Genomic DNA, 15,292 nt, shown 5'->3' on the forward strand with positions numbered 1-15,292 from the left:
GTTTTGCGCGATTAAGGACGGCCAGCGGTAATATAAAGCTCTTCCAAGACCAATTGAGCATCGCGGTTGGCGGCCATGGCTTGTTCAGCGTTCAGGGATTTTTGGATCAGAGTTAATAAGTACTCGCGGCTGTATTCTGCCAGAGTCTTAATAAGCGCAGCTTGGTCCAAATTGACGATTTGAGTTTTAGCATCTTCTTGAAGGCAGATGGCATCTTTCATAAAGCCCACCCAATAAGCGATAAGGCTTTGGGCGTGACTACGGTCTTTGAATTCAGAGCGCCAAATTTCATTCAGTAAGAAATCTGGATCTGTCAGCATCAGCTTTAAAATTTCTACTGATTTCTGGCGAACCTCTTGTTCAGGACCTTCTTGCAAGTGCGCTAGTTTTTCAAAACTTCCGCCAGCAGACTTCAAAGCCCATTGCGGAGCTTTCACTCTTTTAGCTAAATCATCTGCCGTGAGAGGTTTAAATTGGACTATGCGGGAACGGGAACGAATCGTCGGCAATAACCCCGCGACACTGGGGGCGATCAAAAAGAAAAACGTGCCTTCAGGTGGTTCTTCTAATGTTTTAAGTAACGAGTTCGCCGCTTGAGGATTTAAAGTTTGCGCTTGATCGATGATGATCACGCGATTGCCGCTAAGACTTTTTAAACTTAAGAATTCTAAAACTTCTTTAGCTTGTTCCATTTTGATGCTGGCTTTTTCAGGCTCAACAATCTTAAGTCCTTCGTGGCTTTTATTCGTGACCCGAAAACAGCTTGGACAAGTGCCACAGCCTCTTTTGCTTTGTGGGCATAAAAGAGCTTGGGCTAAGCCTGTGGCAGTCAGTTTTTTTCCGATACCTGCAGGACCAACAAAAAGATACGTCTGACCAGGCTTACCTTGTTCAAAGGAAGCAACCAGTTTTGCGATTGTTTCTTGGTGCCCAAGAATCGTATCCAACAGACGAGGCATTTTTTATTACCTTAAAATATTTTTTTCTGCCAAAGCAGTTAGTAAAAGCACGAACAATTCTTGCGGAGTTTTTTTAGCATCAAGCACCAACCAAGATTTTTCATCGGCGCGGGCTTGGGCTAAAAAGGACTGACGAACTTTTTCATGAAACGTGTCTGCTTCAGACTCGATGCGATCTTCTGATTCACCATTCGCAGCGCCACGGCCTTGTCGGCGACGACGGGATTCTTCCACGGGCAAATCTAGCAGAATCGTAAGATCAGCTTTCAAACCACCCGTCGCGAATTCATTTAACATGACCACGTCTTTTTCAGAGATTTCACGGCCACCACTTTGAAAAGCAACCGAGCTAGCTGAGAAGCGATCGCAAAGGACCCAGGTCCCCGCTTGTAATTTTGGACGAATCACTTGATCAACGTGTTGGGCACGACTTGCTTCATACAGCAAAAGTTCAGCGCGAGCCAAAGGCGATGGACCTTCAGTACGTAAAATCATGTTACGGATTTCATCACCTAGTGGAGTTCCACCCGGTTCACGCGTGCGATGAAAATCGATCTGATGCTTTTGCAGCTCTTGTTCTAAAGCTGCCATCAATGAACTTTTGCCTGAACCGTCTAGGCCCTCAAATACTAAAAACTTCATGGGGACTTTGTCAGATATTGCGTGCTGCCGGTCAAACAGCAAACGCGGAAGCCTTGATTTTACGCGCTATTCCGACTGAACCCAAGCTTCGCCCTGTTTTACGAACTTCACAATGCCAAGGCCTTGCTTGGTGTTTTCAGTGTCTTCACCGGTTTGGCGCTTTATCAGACTGACAGCCTCACCAAAGTTGAAGCGACGAGCTTTACTGGAATCCAATTTTCCAGCGATGGCAATAAGGGTTTTACGAAGCTTTACTGGCGGAATCATGGCAGCCACCGAGACTACCGCAGAACCCCCGATAATTTCTGGTTCATCGGTGACCACTTCAGAGCGGGCCATAATAAAATCCTGATAGCCTTGGCGCAGTTCTGAAGATTGAGGCATTCCATCTAGCGCTTCTTGCTGAATCAACTGCTGAAGGCGCAATTCGCCTGTTGAAATTGCCTGCTTTTTAAGCTTTCCTTCTTCTGAAGTGCAGCCAGCAGCCCAAAGAGTCGCGATGGTAAGGCTAAATAGTAGAATTTTTCTCATGGATTGATTTTAAGCCGGATGGAAGATGAAAACCACCTTATGACTATGCGCGCCAAAGGGAGAATTTTTGGGCACTTTGGGATGGACGATTCCCCCTTCTGTCCCTATATTCAGGAACTTCGGGAGATAAATAAATGACTACTTTCATTGGTATCTTGCACATCATCGTTGCACTTGTTTTGATCGTTCTGGTTCTTATTCAAGATTCTAAAAGCAACGGCGCTTTAGGCGTTGGCGGCTCTTCAACTTCAAATTCATTGTTAGGTGCGACTGGCGCGCAAACTCTTGCTGGTAAAATGACAGTATGGGCTGCAGTAGTTTTCGCAATCACTTGCTTGGCTTTGTCTGTTTTAACTTCTTCTCACGAAAAATCTGTTGTTGATTCTTTACCGCTTCCAACAGCTCCAGTAACAGCACCTGCTGCTCCAGCGGCAACGGCTCTTCCAGAGACAGCTCCACCTGCAGCTAACGGAACTCCAGCAGCAACGCCGGCTCCGACTGCAGCACCTGCTCAATAGTAATTTGATCCGTCCAAGCGCTCTTTTCTTTTAAGGGCGCTTTTGGTTCCTGACTTGATCCGCTGATTTTACTACATCTTCAATCTGGGTTTCGCTATAGTTTTTCTATGGCGAAAAACAACTGGCTTATTCCTTCTTTGATTGTCGTGGGCTTATTTAGCGTAGCCCTTTCGTTATTCATAGCTTCGCAAACTGAAAAACAAAAACCTGGCGCACGTCCTCTTGCTCGTCTGGAATTAAACCTAGGCAAAGTTTTCGTCTTAAGAAAAAACATGACCCAAAAAGAAAAGCTGGGCCGCAAAGCCAGTCTTTTTGCTTTAGATTCCGTTGAAACAAGTGTGGACGGAGATGCCACCATGGAATTTGATTCTGCCTACCGTATCCGCATTCCTGAAAACAGCTTGATCACAATCGATGAAGAAACAGAACGCATCGTTTTAATTATTAAGCGCGGCGATCTGCAGGTAGAAAACTTCGGCCGTGAAGGCAGCGTTTATATTTCAAAAGACGGCGTTCGTTGGACCGCCACTGATTATGAAATGAATTATAAAAAGCAAGCTCCTGAGGAAACCTTGCCAGAATTAGCTCCGGCAGAAACAGGCGTACCCGCAGTTCCAGTTGCCAATATGGCTGAGGGCTTAACGTCAGAACAAATCCAAGACACGTTAAAAACCCATCGCAGTAACTTCTTTAAATGCTACACTCAGCTTCTGCAAAAAACACCAGGAGTTGTGGGACAAGCTTCGATCAGCTTCACGATCGAAAGAACCGGCAAAGTCGCCCAAGCCGAAATAGCTTCATCAAGCATCACTGATGCAGGCTTCAAAAAATGTTTATTAGAAGCAACAAAACGCGTGGAATTTAAATCCTTCGGCGGCGACCCAATCACCACTGTTTTCCCTCTGCGCTTCGAATAGTGGCCGTTAAAAAATTCAACTAGCCACGCTGACGAAGTTCACTTGGATGCCACACAAAATGAATGTATTGTCGCTAGCACGAAGGGCTTTTGCAGACTGAAGGGCTCCATTTGCAACGGACCGAAGAGAGGCCTTCGTCGGCGCCACGACGGCGCGAACCGCAACGAAGTTGCGGCGACGATTGAGCCTGGATGGCGTGCCGACCGAAGCGTCCGGTGTAAATGGAGCCCTTCAGTCTGCAAAAGCCCGCCTTCGAGTTAACGATAATCGTGTAAGTAGTCGATGCGATCAGGAATCCAAGGTTCGTGGACTCCTTCGAGTTCGAAGACTCTTCCATCTTGAACTGTTTTTTCTTTGAGGGGCGCCACTGATGGCTCGTAGGATGCGTGAAGCAAACCTTTTTCAAAGAAGAAGGGTTTTATTTCATGGAAGGCTCTTTCGCCTAGAATTCCACGGCGGATGAATTCGTCAAAACTTTTCATCAGCTCTTCTGGAGTGTATGAGTAATTATAGATCATGTCTTGGATGACTGAATAAATGCCTTCAAAACTAATACGGTTGTCCTGATATAAATCTAAAGCGACTTGAAAAGTATTGTAGGTAGCTAAAGTTCTTCTGCCGAATTTCAGATAATAATCGGGATCCGTATCCGTTGCTAAGTTGATATAGATTTTTTCAACAGGATCGTTTTCCGGGATATTCGACTGAAGTTCTAAGATCGTACTAACCTGTTCACCTGAAACGTTTAACTTTTCTAAAGTTGTGCGAATCTCGTGAGCGCTTAGACGGCGGGAACAAATATCCGAATACAGATTATAAATAATCGCATCTGTTTCACTATCGTCGCCCCAGCAGATTTGACGAACGTTTTCACCCAAGCGCGTACGCAGCTGTAAAAGCGCTTGCAACTTATAGCCCACTTGTTTGGTCAGACGCCAGAACCGTCCCGGGCGAAGATTCGCTAGGTTGTCTTTATAAAAACATCCAAACGGTCTTATATTATCTAACGAGAATTTTTCAGAGATTCGTTCTTCTAATTGCGGCGGTGAAGCCGTGATAAAATATATCGGAAAATACATATAGCCCTTCTGCTGCTTTCGATATTCTGAAAGCGATTGCAAAAGAGCATTGGTACCAGGAATGTTTTTCTTATTTAAAGCGCGCTCTAAGATCGTAGTCATTAAACCCGACAAAGAATCGATTGTGGTATCAAGGTAGGTTTTATCGAGGTCCCAGATAAAGACCTCGTCATGGCTTTTTTCCATTCCTTCCGATACATATCGAAAGAACACCACATCACCATTCATTTCACTTCGTTCGCGCCAATCTGCCATGCTTTAAGTTTGGCAGTCTTAAGACCCTAGGTCAAAAACATCCAGACCCTGTCGCAGGCTCTGCCATTTGGCGGCAACGCACTTGGGCGCTGGAACATTTCACACGAACATGGAAATGATCGTCATGGTCTGTATCTGGAATCAATCGGCGCAGGGTTTCAGCTGGCAAACTGGTTGTGTCACCTTTCCGCAACTCTCCTTTTTGAATGGCAAGCCTGCAAAGCTCGTTTTTAAGTGCCTTATGGATGAAAATTCTGTCCACTAGCTTTGTGCCCACGATACTTTTAAATAACTTCCAGGAAACCTCAGGCATCCATTGGCTGTGGGGCTTGCTTCCAGAAACAGCAGATACAAAGCTCTTCTGCGATGATCCGTTGCTAAAATAAAAAGCCACATCCGCATCAAGACCATTTTGATGGGATTTATGTCGGCCTAACTTTCCACCGCTTTGGCGAGAAGTATCGCCAATTGCTAAAGTCTGCCCGCTCACTTCGGCATTTGTAAACTTGCCCATTTGTTGAATCAAATACGCCAGTTCATTTGTAGCAAAATGAGTTTTTCTTTCGGGACGAATAATTTTAAATCCTGGATCCGAAGTCTTCTGCTGAAGATCTAGTAGGCTCACAGCATTTTGCAACCAACCTAAGTTCACAGAACCAATCGCTTGGTTGGCTTTCGGTATCTTAGCCACCGGGTCCTGCGAAGGACGCGGTTGAGGCCTTACAGGATCTTCTTTTTTAGGCTCCTCGCGCTTTGGTTCTTCTTTTTTTGGCTCTGGCTTTGGCTCACGTTTAGGTTCCTCACGCTTCGGCTCTTCCGGCTTTGGCTCTTCTTTTTTTGGTTCTTCTGGCTTTGGATCTTCCTTAGGCTCCTCTTTTTTTGGAGCTGGTTTTACATCCAACAGTTTGTCGATATCTTCTTTTTGGCTACCAATGTATTGGCCTGGTTCACCATCAGCGTGGTCTGATTCATCTTCAGATTCTAATTCTTCATCGGTAATATGATCTTCTTCTGTAACTTTCTCTCCAGAATCTTGATGGGATTCAACTTGGTGATGATAAACCACTCCGTTAATCGCAAGGTAAATATCGATAAATGAAGAGGTACAAGTGTTTTCCTGACTTAAGCAGGTCGCTTTGGCTGCGACTTGCAATCCTTCTTTCAATTTTAAACTTGGGTGGGAACGCAATTCAATGAAACCTTCTGCATCTAGAATCCCGTTAAGGTCTAAATCTTGAGATTCGATCTTACGACCATCTAGACTTAAATATTCGACTTTACCACGGACTTTCATTGAACGAGTTTCTTTGTCAAAAAGAACCGACATATCTTGAATGCGTGTCGCACCTTTGGCTACACGATAGCCTTCAAGGTCAACGATGGTTGGTTTTTGGGGTTCCGCGGTTGTTGTCGCAGGCATTCCTGTTTCCCGTGAATCTGGCGCACAGGCTGACACTAAAAAAGGAATTAATAATAAGCTGCGAACTAGTTTCTTCATGATTTTCACTCCAGAATAGGATCCCGTCATTGGTATCCATCTGCGGCCTAGGTTGCAGAATGTATGCCTTCGACTTTAAGGTTCAAACCACCTTAAATTACAAATGACCTGTCAAAGTTTTAGATAGAGCAGCCGTAAATTGTTTGCCATACTTAAAGCCATGAAGCGCTTTGAACACAAATGGCAAGACTTTAAATGGATTGATATCGAGGCCCCGACCCCTGCTGATTTAGAAATGTTGGCTGGGGAATTTAACATCCCTCGTGCGGCGATTTCTAATTCCTTAGACCCGGAACACCTCCCTAAGTGCGAGGTCTTTGATAAGCTGATTTATATCATTCTTCGCCACCACGATGAACAAGCCAAAATAAGTGCTGCTACTATGCAGGAAATTTCGACAAAACTTATTTTATTTGTCGGCAAGAATTTCGTGATCACGATCCACCGTGCTGCTATCAAAAGCATCTCGGATAAGAAGGAAACTTGCTCTAGCCAAAACAACGTGGAAATGATTTCCTTTGTTAAAGGGCTCTTTTTACATACCATCCGCAGTTTCGATAAACCCCTTGATGATCTTGATAGCAAAACCGATGTGATTGAAGAACGTGTCTTTGCTTTGCAGCGAAGAAATATTTTACGCCAAGGTTATATCGTAAAAAGAAAAACATCTTCTTATCGCAAAATCTTTAAGTTCACTTCCGATATCATCGCTAAACTAAATACCGAAATGGAAGTGCCATTAAAAGATATCAATCACGTGCGCGAGCCCCTAGATAAGTTGATCTTCTTTGCTGATAGCATTCAGGAAGAAATCACGGGCCTTATCAATCTGCATCTGTCATTGATGGCGCAAAAAACCAATGAAGCCTCTTACCGCACCAATGAAGTGATGCGGGTTCTTACGGTGTTTTCAATTTTCTTCTTACCTTTGAATTTTATAGCCGGCGTTTACGGCATGAACTTTGAGTTCATGCCAGAACTAAAACTACAATATGGGTACTTCATCACCCTAGGTGTGATGTTGACTGTTGTCATAGCCATCACTTGGTGGATGCTTCGTAAAGGTTGGCTAAAAAAAGACCAGTTCTAAGTTCTAGCGGAAGCTTGAACAAAAGAGTAAAAGAAAACAGCATTAGGGTCGCTGGCCACAGCGGCCATTTCTGTTTTCATTCCTTCAACAACCTCTTTAGAAACATATTTAGCATCAAGCAATTGTTCACTCGCGCTAAGCAAAAGCTCTGTCCAATATTCGATACAATCTTTGCGGGCTTGCGGCGAACGATTATCCAAGAACCACGTTTTAACTTCAGTGTGAATGTCCTTATATCCTAGCTGCATCAGCAAGTTACCAAGCTTAGCCCCCATGAAGGGATCCCCTTTTTGTTTCAACTGATATTCATTAAAAGCCATCCAGTACTTCCAAACATTTGGTGAATAAGGATCCAAAAAGAATGAGGCATTTAAAACTTCAGTGACATACACCGGACTACCGGGGCGAAGAACTCGGCGCACCTCTGAAAGCACGCGAATAGGTTCTGGGACGTGCTCTAAGATCCAACACAAAAATGCACCATCAAAAGCGTTCGCTGAAAACTCCATGTTGGTGGCGTCAGCTTCTTTTAATTCGAATCGACCTTGGGCGAAAGGCAATTGACTTAGGAACTGTTGGGCGGCCCCCAACTGCTTGGTCGAACGATCAATGCCAGTCAGTTTTAAATCAGGGAAGCGACGAAGAATAATTTCACTTTGTGCGCCAACCCCACAACCGACTTCCAATAACTTTTCAACGCCGGTGAAATTGACGTTACGATAAACCGTGTATTCACCAAAACGCGCTTGCTTACGCAGTCGTTCCTGTTCCTCAGTTGAAAATCCGTGGAGGTATGGAAAGTCAGCTTTCTTAGACATAATTCCTCGCAGTTTAGAGAAAAATCCTACCAAGACTCTCAAAATAATAGCAAGACCGTCTGCCGCATTGACTTTTTTGCGCCGCTCGTTAGACACAAACGATGTTCTTTTACAGTACGGGAAAGGCGGCCCCCAGGCTAATGAAGTACTTTTTTTAAAGCGACGGTGATCTTGTTAAGTGTGTCTTCATAAACAAGATCGCCGTGGGCAATGATCAAAGTCTTAGGATTCCATTGCTGAACTTGGTTTAAAAAACCTTTAAGGGAAATCGTATGGGTGAAGGATTTTCTGCCGATCTTAGTGATCTCTAACTTTTTGTAAGCACCATTTATTTTAGAAAAAAGTTTATAGAAAGCATTTGGGAACTTGTGCCAGTTAAAAAATAGATCTGTGACGATCAAGGATCCTGAAAGTTTATGAAAGAATGTGATTTCTTCAAATACCGGAGAGTTTGCTTTCACAGAAAAAACCTCCACTTCCTGCTTCCAGGGGTGCATGTCTAAATCAGAAAGATTTTTAGTGAATTTAATATCGGACCGTTTAGCGTGCAGGTCCAGCGGTCCCCAGGTTTCGGCTTTAGGATAATTTAAGGCAAAATCTTTGAAGAACAGGTGATGCATACCATTCGGCGCAATAACGTGTTTCACTTCGCCGAGATGATTGACCTCTTTAATAAGATCTTCTGTGACAGCAATTGGTGAAATCACCATCAGCTCCGAATTTTCAAGTCTAATAACCGTCATTCTTCCCGGCATTTTAAATCCGCCGGGGAATGTCGCCACACCTTCAGCAACCCAGATGTTTGTTCCTACGGGAATTAACATTCTAAAACCCTGTCCATTTCAATGTGGTCTTAGGAATTTCAATCCAGTCTTCATTTTCAGGAAATCCTTCTGGGCGGGGCTCCGTCATATTTTTGAATTTTAAAAACGCAGTTAAGGCGCAGATAAAAGCTTCAAAGGCGTGATTGTTTTCAATCATAAGCTTCACGTCTTGATCGTAAACGAAAGCGACATTTCTGCTGCTAAGTGCATGCAGGATTTCCCGCCGACTTTCATCCCCACTAATGGCGTGTTTATGAAAACGCAAATGGCTTTTCATCACATCAAGACTTCGCCCGATTCGCCACACTGAAATTTTGGGATTTACTTCAACACATACCGTGGTCAGACGGCGTTTAATGTACATGGCGCGAGCTAAAAGCGGAGCAATGTTCGCCCCCAGGGCATGCTGCATGATAAAAGGCTCTTCAAGTTCCGTCGACACATACATCTCGACACAACGTTGAGTGTATGAGGTGAAAAGTTTTCTTGGTTTTTTCTTTTTATGCAGTTTGCGGGTGTATTCCCACATCCACTTCACATGGGGCTCTGGACAACCTTCAATTCCAGGACAGCTTCTTTCACAATTTGTACAATGCGGCAGTCTGAAAGGAACATCAAAAGCAAAGGTTGTGATTTGATCGTGGTACTGATTAATGATTTCAAAGATTTTAAAATCAGCGGAATGAACTTCGTCAGATTTTATTTTCTCAACCAACCGAGAAAGAAAAACTTTTTTGTGCTTAGGATAGTATTCAACGATGGCAATACAGGCTTTGTCGGACTTACCGCCACTAAGGGAAAGACCCACAAAACGGTGGACCTCCCCTGCGTGGGTTTCTGAAGTCGATGGTTTTGAAACCACCGCCTTCTTTGTCGTTTTCTTTACAGGGGATCGACGGGTTTTGCGTCCATCACCTGAAAGCCGGCTTTTTGACATGCGCTTGCTACCTTCTCGCGTTTGTCTGGAGGACACCAAACTAGGACACAACCGCCGCCTCCAGCTCCACAAATTTTAACAGCCTCTGCCCCATTCTGCAAAGAGACTTCCGCAAGCTTAGCAATCTCAGGACTTGAAAACTCAGGGGCCAAACGCACACGGGCATCAAACTCTTGTTTAAATAAATTTCCAAGAGCTTGCCATTGACCTGCGCGCACGGCTTTTTCAGTTTCAATAGCGATGGCTTTAAGATCACGCAATGCTTGAATCGTATTAGGATCTTTGACTACGCCATCTTTCATCACTTCAAAATTGTTAAGACCTGAATGATGGGCTTTACCAGTATAAACCAACATGAATTTTTCAGCCAACGCCGTGTTTTTTACAGGCAAAACTGCTTGTTCAATACCATCATAGTCATAATGCAAAATATTGATTCCACCCGATGCTGCCGGATAATAATCTTGCGTGCCTGTTGGAGTATTAAGAATTTCAGCTTCAATATTATGTGCCACATGCACCATCTGGTGAATGTCAGCAAAAGGACGACCGCAGAATAACGAAAAAGCTTTCATCAGACTGATTGTCAAACTTGAGCTTCCACCTAAACCGCCGCCTACTGGACTGTCAGAAGAAGTTTTTAAATGAAACCCCTTCACCGGCTTCCAGTAACGTAACTGCGTTTGCAACAAAATCATTTTTGGATCTTGATCAGCAAGAGCCTGGTTAAGATCACGGTATTCTTTTTTAATATTCAGATCCAAAGTTTCTAGAATGATCTTTGAATCAGCATGCGGAGTAAGCTCTACAGTAGTGTAAATATCAATGGCCACATTCACAGTAGAAGCACCATTGATAAACAAATATAATGGCCAAAGATCCAAGGTCCCGCCTGCTAAATCAACGCGGGTTGGGGATTTAATAACGATTTTTTGCATTACTGAATTTCTTTCTGATGAACGATCATCGCCTGATCACTATCTTCAACTGGCTTTGAGTTTTTCTCAAGCGGATCTTTTTTATCAGCAGGCTGCTCTTTAAGGTCTTCAACCGTCATATTTATAAGACCATCCAATGCACCCGGTTCGAGTTTCATCGATAGACCACTTGAGGGAACCGCATAGATTCCTAAGTCTTTAGCTTGGGTCACTTGGGCTTGCCATTTTTCATCGGCCATCACCAGCTTTAAGCCGAATAATTTTTTACCAGGTGGGATTTGTGCGCCACCTTCGAAGATTTCTTTTCCCTTCGCATCCGCGATAGATGTTAATAAGGCGCGAACTTTGTTTTGATCTAAGGCCAAATCTTTCTTAACTGGACTGATCCATTTTCCATCAACTCGTTTGATTTCAAGAGCGCCTTTGGCGTTTTCAATGCGCACTTCATCTATACTGGCGATTTTCTTTCTTAACAGTCTACGATCTCTGAAATCCAGAACAGATTTTTGAATGCGGCTTTGCCAAACTGAATTGACCACCAAAACCCTGTTTTCACCGTCTTTACGAAGAAAGGCATTTTCTTCAAAATTTCTTTTTTCAGAAATTTCAAACGTATTTTTGGCCCCAGCTGATGTGGTAAGAGTGATGGTGCCCAGGGGTTTATCTAAGCCATAAACGGCCCAATCAATACCATCCCCTTCTTTTGCAACTTCGATCACACTTTCCGGAAAAATATTTTTTACGAAATCATCCACCACCGTATTGTCAGCTAGGTCTTTTATTGGTGATACGATTTCCCAACCATCGACAGTGCGCTTTAATGAAACTTCTTGGTCATCTTTTTTAAGTTGAACACTGTCTACCTGTTGAAAGTCCACGGTCATAAGACGGTTGGCTTGCTGGGTCTTTTCCGCCTTCTTTTCATCGCGCAAAAAGTCCCAATAAGCGTAGCCGCCAAATAACAAAAGGCAGAAGACTAAAATGGAGCGACCTTTAAGTTTCATTAGGCGTTTCTCCTTTTTAACCACAAACCAATGCTAGTTCCCAGTAACAGGATAGGCAGTGGAATGATGAATGCAAATAAGAAAACGGCAAACTTGGTTTCTGTCATCATTAGCGGTGTCGTCATCGTTTCCTTTGGCGTGATGCTAATCAAGTTTTCTTCCTTGGCCAAAGCCGCGATCGAGTTTAGGACCAAATCACGGTTCAAATTTTGGTATAGCATTTGATTGGTCATAAAATCCACGTCGCCGACTATGATAGCTCTGAACTCTTCAGACTTTTCATCGGTCCCTGGCCAACGCCCTGTCACTTCATCAACCAACGTATAGGTGGCTTCAGGTGCATCGCCACGAATTTGCATACTGTCAAAGGCCATCGCCGTTGGTGCGGTTTTCACCAGTTCATCAACAGTGATTCCCGCCGGAGCGTCAATTTTAATTAAAGCCTGAGGCATACGGAATTGAGTCACATCCGTACGAGCAAAGCTTCTAGTGATTTTGTTGGTGCTAGAAAAAACAGAACCGATCGCAGGCCCCTGGTTCACTCCGCGTCCCATCACCGTATCAACGACGTTAAAGATATAGTTGTTAGCGAATCTAACACCTATTTTTTCTGTCAGCTTTTCCAGTCTTGCAGTGTTCTGACTTTCAATGGCCATAAAAAGGGTTTTCCCGGCCTTCAAGTGATTTTCTAGAACAAGCAGTTCAGAATCTTGAAAATCACGAATCGGACCTGCAATTAAAATGACGTCGGCATCGTCTGGAATCTGCGGCGTTTGCGTCAATGAAAGTTCTTTAACCACGTAACGATTGTTTTCAAGCATCAGCTTTAGGGAACCCAGTCCTAAACCCTCTTTTGAATCATTCAGATCCTTTTCGCCATGGCCCACGGTGAAATACAAAGTCTTGGTTTTTTCACGGGTGACTTTGACGATGGCGCTGGTAAATTCCTGTTCATCGATTTTTTCGATGCGATTACGACGGTCTTTATAATTTAAAAACACGACGCCGCTGCCTTTATCAACTCCATAGTCTTTTGCAAGATCAGGGTTTTCATTCACTTCGACGAATTGCAATTTCACTTTGCCGCTGACGTCTTGGTACTTGTTAATCAGCTCGCGGAACTGACGACGGTTTTCTTCGTTACCTTCGACACCTTTTTTATAAAAGAAAAACACTTTCAGCTCTGAATCCAGGGATTTTACAAGTTGGATCGATTGCTCTGATAAAGAGTTCGCTTTGCTAGTAGAAAAATCCCAGGACTTATAATGTTTAATTCCAAGGTAATTAACTATCGCCAAAACCGCGACCATAAGCAGGATTAAAACTCCCATGCTCATGCCCTCTTTGGTGGTCTTCATGGTGAAGAACTCTTTAAAGAACTCTCGGTCCTTGTAAATGCCAAAACCAAAAAAGAACACGGCCATGCCTAAAGCTAGCCAGCAAAATGGAACCCAGTCCCCTAAAAGGTATCTGGTGATTGCCATGGACAATAAAGAAATAAAGCCGAATAAAAATGAAATTTTACTTAATTTTCCCATATTATCTCCAACGAGAAGACTCAACCACTCGTTCAGCAAGGAAGCAGAACAGAACAATCAAACTAAAAATTAAAATCAACCCATTGGTGCGGATGATGCCTTCAGCTAAGTTTGACAGGTGTGTACCTAAAGAAATGTGCTCGAAAAACTTTCTAGAAAATTCCCCGTCCACAACTTCAGCGCCATAGCCTACAAACCATAATGAAATATTAAAGAATACCGACAGAATGTAGGCTGCGATGCTATTTTCAGTAAGCGATGAAACAAACAAATCAATCGCCACATAAATACCGCCAACTAGGAACAGTCCAAAAAAGGAAACAAATAAAGGCAACCAGTTGACCTTTGTCAGAAGGGTGCTTGCCAAAGGATATAAGAGCGCTAATACCACAAGTCCTGCCAATGCACCGACAGCGGCAAAATATTTCCCTAAAACAATTTCTAAGGAAGTCACCGGTGAAGTTAAAAGCAGATCAAACGTGCGCAATTTCTTTTCTTCAGAAAAAAGCTTCATCGTTAAAGCCGGAATCGCAAACATCAAAATAATATGCAATACGCTTAAGATTCTTAAGAACACACCATAATGAATGTTCAGCTGTTTAGAATCCACCCCTTGTTGCATCACGTAGTTTGAAAGAAGCTGAGCAAATAGATTTAATTGAATTGTAAAAACCCAGCTAAAGATCACGCTTGCAAAAAAACAGATGATCCAAAAAGTTGGATTTAAATAAAAGCCTTTAAGTTCTTTTTTAAAAATCGTCAGTGCTCCGCCCATTAGTTACCTTCCTTCCCTTCAGCTCCATAGGTCAGCTTTAAGAAGACATCTTCAAGATCTAGTTTGCTTGGACTTAATTCGATAAGACCATAACCTTTACCCACGATGCGCGAAGAAATCATATCGACAACTTCTTCACCACCTTGAACGTCAATGTCCCATTCTTTTGAAGTTGCGCCCAAGTGCACCGAAACCACTTGGCTGATGTCAGAAAGGACTGACTTCATATCCGTTATTTCTTTGCGCAAACGAACGTGGATGCGGCTTTGGCCTTTTTCCATTGTTGATAGATTGTGAATGCTATCTTCCGCGACGATCTGTCCTTTATTGATGATGATGACTTTTTCACAAGTCGCTTCAACTTCAGGAAGGATGTGGGTTGATAGAATGATGGTGTGATGGCCTTTAAGTGATTTTACTAGATCACGAATCTCTGCGACTTGTTTTGGATCAAGACCTACCGTGGGCTCATCTAATATCAAAACTTCCGGCTCTGAAACGATCGCTTGGGCAATACCCACGCGTTGTTTGAAACCTTTAGAAAGGTGCTGGATCAAACGCTTTTGCACATCGCCTAAGTTTGTTTTTTCGATAGCATAATCCACGCATTTTTCAATTTTATCGTGGGGCACTTTTTTTAAAGCTGCCACATAGCGCAGATAATCGCGCACAAACATGTCACCATAAACCGGTGGAGTTTCTGGTAAATAGCCAATGCGCTTTTTAACTTCTAGCGGATTTTCAAAAACATCAAATCCCGCAACAGAAGCAGAACCTTGGCTAGGGGCCATGAATCCAGTGATGATTTTCATGGTCGTGGATTTTCCAGCTCCGTTCGGACCTAAGAATCCAACCACATCCCCTTTTGAAATGGAAAAATTAAGCTTATCGATGGCCCGTCTGGAACCATAATCTTTAGTAAGATCTCGCACTTCAATCATCGATGCATCCTTTCGATTACACCGAAAA

At 43.4% G+C, this 15,292-nt stretch carries 16 protein-coding genes; 3 read left to right on the plus strand and 13 right to left on the minus strand.

The genetic code is table 11. From position 1 onward, the window contains the following. Positions 1–11: 11 nt before the first annotated feature. The 3 genes from holB to MNR06_RS07540 all read right to left on the minus strand — a co-directional run bounded on the left by holB (position 12) and on the right by MNR06_RS07540 (position 2,132). Positions 12–959 carry a DNA polymerase III subunit delta' gene (holB, locus tag MNR06_RS07530; protein WP_243540615.1) on the minus strand — a complete coding sequence of 316 codons (948 nt, stop codon included), beginning with the start codon at positions 957–959 and terminating at the stop codon, positions 12–14. Positions 960–965: 6 nt separating this feature from the next. Next, the gene (gene tmk / locus MNR06_RS07535; RefSeq protein ID WP_243540617.1) at positions 966–1,601 is read right to left on the minus strand and encodes a dTMP kinase; all 636 of its coding nucleotides are present in this window, start codon (positions 1,599–1,601) and stop codon (positions 966–968) included. 66 nt (positions 1,602–1,667) lie between these two features. Then, a complete protein-coding gene (locus MNR06_RS07540; protein ID WP_243540618.1) occupies positions 1,668–2,132 on the minus strand; it encodes a hypothetical protein in 465 nt (154 codons plus the stop codon). Between the two features lie 134 nt (positions 2,133–2,266). On the opposite strand from MNR06_RS07540, the gene secG reads away from it, so the two are divergent. Both secG and MNR06_RS07550 read left to right on the plus strand, forming a co-directional pair. Beyond that, entirely contained in the window at positions 2,267–2,650 is a 384-nt protein-coding gene (secG, locus tag MNR06_RS07545; protein ID WP_243540620.1) for a preprotein translocase subunit SecG, read from the plus strand. 107 nt (positions 2,651–2,757) lie between these two features. Next, the gene (locus MNR06_RS07550) at positions 2,758–3,567 is read left to right on the plus strand and encodes an AgmX/PglI C-terminal domain-containing protein (RefSeq protein WP_243540622.1); all 810 of its coding nucleotides are present in this window, start codon (positions 2,758–2,760) and stop codon (positions 3,565–3,567) included. Between the two features lie 257 nt (positions 3,568–3,824). On the opposite strand, the gene MNR06_RS07555 is transcribed toward MNR06_RS07550, so the two are convergent. Beyond that, entirely contained in the window at positions 3,825–4,901 is a 1,077-nt protein-coding gene (locus MNR06_RS07555) for a phosphatase domain-containing protein (protein WP_243540624.1), read from the minus strand. Positions 4,902–4,932: 31 nt separating this feature from the next. Beyond that, positions 4,933–6,399: a penicillin-insensitive murein endopeptidase gene (locus MNR06_RS07560; RefSeq protein ID WP_243540626.1), complete on the minus strand. Its 1,467-nt coding sequence runs from the start codon at positions 6,397–6,399 to the stop codon at positions 4,933–4,935. A 160-nt stretch (positions 6,400–6,559) separates the two neighbouring features. Here MNR06_RS07560 and MNR06_RS07565 point away from each other — a divergent pair, with 160 nt between their 5' ends. Continuing rightward, on the plus strand, positions 6,560–7,489 hold the full coding sequence (locus MNR06_RS07565) for a CorA family divalent cation transporter (protein ID WP_243540627.1): 930 nt from the start codon (positions 6,560–6,562) through the stop codon (positions 7,487–7,489). On the opposite strand, the gene MNR06_RS07570 is transcribed toward MNR06_RS07565, so the two are convergent. The 8 genes from MNR06_RS07570 to MNR06_RS07605 form a co-directional block, all read right to left on the minus strand. Then, positions 7,486–8,307, minus strand: a complete 822-nt coding sequence (locus MNR06_RS07570; RefSeq protein WP_243540628.1) for a class I SAM-dependent methyltransferase — start codon at positions 8,305–8,307, stop codon at positions 7,486–7,488. The two genes, MNR06_RS07565 and MNR06_RS07570, sit on opposite strands and share 4 nt — an antisense overlap. A gap of 137 nt (positions 8,308–8,444) precedes the next feature. Beyond that, a complete protein-coding gene (locus MNR06_RS07575; RefSeq protein ID WP_243540629.1) occupies positions 8,445–9,131 on the minus strand; it encodes a DUF4336 domain-containing protein in 687 nt (228 codons plus the stop codon). A gap of 1 nt (position 9,132) precedes the next feature. After that, the gene (locus MNR06_RS07580) at positions 9,133–10,068 is read right to left on the minus strand and encodes a DUF429 domain-containing protein (RefSeq protein WP_243540630.1); all 936 of its coding nucleotides are present in this window, start codon (positions 10,066–10,068) and stop codon (positions 9,133–9,135) included. Further along, positions 10,014–11,006, minus strand: coding sequence for a GHMP family kinase ATP-binding protein (locus tag MNR06_RS07585; protein WP_243540631.1), 993 nt, complete (start codon positions 11,004–11,006; stop codon positions 10,014–10,016). Before MNR06_RS07585 ends, MNR06_RS07580 begins: the two co-directional genes overlap by 55 nt. Further along, positions 11,006–12,010 carry a DUF4340 domain-containing protein gene (locus MNR06_RS07590; protein ID WP_243540632.1) on the minus strand — a complete coding sequence of 335 codons (1,005 nt, stop codon included), beginning with the start codon at positions 12,008–12,010 and terminating at the stop codon, positions 11,006–11,008. Before MNR06_RS07590 ends, MNR06_RS07585 begins: the two co-directional genes overlap by 1 nt. Beyond that, positions 12,010–13,548: a GldG family protein gene (locus tag MNR06_RS07595; protein WP_243540633.1), complete on the minus strand. Its 1,539-nt coding sequence runs from the start codon at positions 13,546–13,548 to the stop codon at positions 12,010–12,012. The genes MNR06_RS07590 and MNR06_RS07595 overlap by 1 nt, the downstream gene beginning before the upstream one ends. A 1-nt stretch (position 13,549) precedes the next feature. Continuing rightward, positions 13,550–14,323, minus strand: coding sequence for an ABC transporter permease subunit (locus tag MNR06_RS07600; RefSeq protein ID WP_243540634.1), 774 nt, complete (start codon positions 14,321–14,323; stop codon positions 13,550–13,552). Then, entirely contained in the window at positions 14,323–15,264 is a 942-nt protein-coding gene (locus MNR06_RS07605) for an ABC transporter ATP-binding protein (RefSeq protein ID WP_243540635.1), read from the minus strand. Before MNR06_RS07605 ends, MNR06_RS07600 begins: the two co-directional genes overlap by 1 nt. Between the last annotated feature and the right edge of the window lie 28 nt (positions 15,265–15,292).

The organism is Bdellovibrio reynosensis (assembly GCF_022814725.1).
Taxonomy (GTDB): domain Bacteria; phylum Bdellovibrionota; class Bdellovibrionia; order Bdellovibrionales; family Bdellovibrionaceae; genus Bdellovibrio; species Bdellovibrio reynosensis.